Raw genomic sequence first — 1,747 nt, forward strand, 5'->3', positions numbered from 1 at the left:
TGACCAGTGGTGTCGAGCGGAAGTGCTTGTAGCTGATCTTGCGACCTAGCGGGTCGGTTTCCTCGATAAGCCTGGAGCGTTCGTCGTACTTCAGGTCAGGCGATTGCCGTCCGGCAGGTCGAGGCCGACCATGTTGCCGTTGTCGTCCAGTGCGATGGCATGCGTTTGCCACCAAATTTGCGATCACCGTTGACGCATTTGATTTCGGTGCTAGACATTCAGTCACTTCTCACCTGACAAGGTGTTGGCCCTACCGCAGGCCTGGTAGAGCCAACGAAACCGCATAATTTTAAAGAGCATGATTGATCAGCTAAAAAACTAAATGCGCACCGAATTCACCAACAACGTAAAAGCTGTTCAAATATCGTTAAACTCAGCCCACGTATCATATGCATAGCGCTCATCAATCTCCTCAAATGCAACCCCTTTCAAACCACTGGCGGCAATTTTAAATTTCTCACTGCAAAATACCTCCAACGTTTCCTGGCATCTGAAAAGCTCTCCCTTCAAGGCCGGAGAGATCACAAAACTTGTAATTTTGTCTATACTCGTGGACCCTGGGTAAATCGGACTCTCAATTTCGAGACCGGTCCCCATGTCTTTTGAAACCTCAAATACCGACTTACTCTTATCTAGCGCCGCCAGGCTTTCACCGGGAAGAAAAATGAAAAAATCACCCTTCCGAGAATCGCCGCCATAGGATATTTCTAACGGTACAGCCCTATACTTAGCTCCCACTTTATCACAAACGTCTAAAAACTTTTTCGATACATAAGTATCGCCTAGCTGGTAGTAGTCGAAATCCAAATCATCGAGTGCCATTTCCAGGCCGGATAGCTCTAGTGAGTATGTGTTCTTTATAACTATCTCCATTGGATTACGCTCAAAGCAGTCCCATTCAAACTCTTCGCAATTGAAAAAGCCCGACAATACCGTTGGACAGCCTACGTCATGAGAGTCATAGCGCAAAGCGTAATATTTAACATTACTCACAAAAGCCTCCCAGTAACAGCATCCACTACAAAATTGTTATTCATGAGATTTTCTCTTGCAAAATTCTGAATCTTACCAATGCCCAGCACCAATTGGGTGTCTGAAACTTTACCAGCCCTAAATGCGTCATTCAGCGCAGAACCCTTGGCTTCAACCACCTTAGTGTATTGGGCATGACTAGACCAATGCCCAGGAAGATCAATTTTCCGCGTCAGATCTTTACTACCAGGTAAGAATATACCATTGGATGCGCCGTCGTCGCCGAAGCCCATTGATCGAAGCTTGTTAAACATTTTTGCATAACGCGGCTTCTTCATGATTTCTTCAGGAATGAGGTGGTGATTTGCCATTCCATCCCCACTCCTAGCGCCCATGTTATTACCTAACTTTGTCGAGCACCATCCTAACGGGTCCACCTCTTGAACTGGATTTATAGTGTACGAATAAGTATTTATTCCACCAGCCAACCCTATGGGATCTTGAGTGGTGAAGCGGCCAACCTCAGAATCATAAAACCTGAAAGTGTTATAGTGCAGCCCGCTTTCATGATCGAAGTACTGACCCTGAAAGCGCAAATCTTGCCGGATCTCATCGACCACTATACTTTCAATCGCCCCCCACGACCGATACGTCGCCTGCCAAACGATCTTGCCATCGCTATCCGTCAGCTCCAGCGGCGTACCGATCTGGTCCGTATGGAAGTAGTACAGCTTCTGCTCTTCCCCTTCTGCCTGATCGACTCTGGCTAATGGCG

2 protein-coding genes are annotated in these 1,747 nt (G+C 47.0%); both read right to left on the bottom strand.

The window, feature by feature from the left end:
* Positions 1-357: 357 nt before the first annotated feature.
* A complete protein-coding gene (locus tag ACIPW4_RS27290) occupies positions 358-993 on the bottom strand; it encodes an imm11 family protein (protein ID WP_400663773.1) in 636 nt (211 codons plus the stop codon).
* Positions 990-1,747 (bottom strand): RHS repeat-associated core domain-containing protein (locus ACIPW4_RS27295; protein ID WP_400663776.1); only part of this gene is annotated, 758 nt, incomplete at its 5' end. The genes ACIPW4_RS27295 and ACIPW4_RS27290, both read right to left, overlap by 4 nt.

Origin of the sequence: Pseudomonas sp. NPDC089996, assembly GCF_044748405.1 — a bacterium.
Lineage (GTDB): Bacteria > Pseudomonadota > Gammaproteobacteria > Pseudomonadales > Pseudomonadaceae > Aquipseudomonas.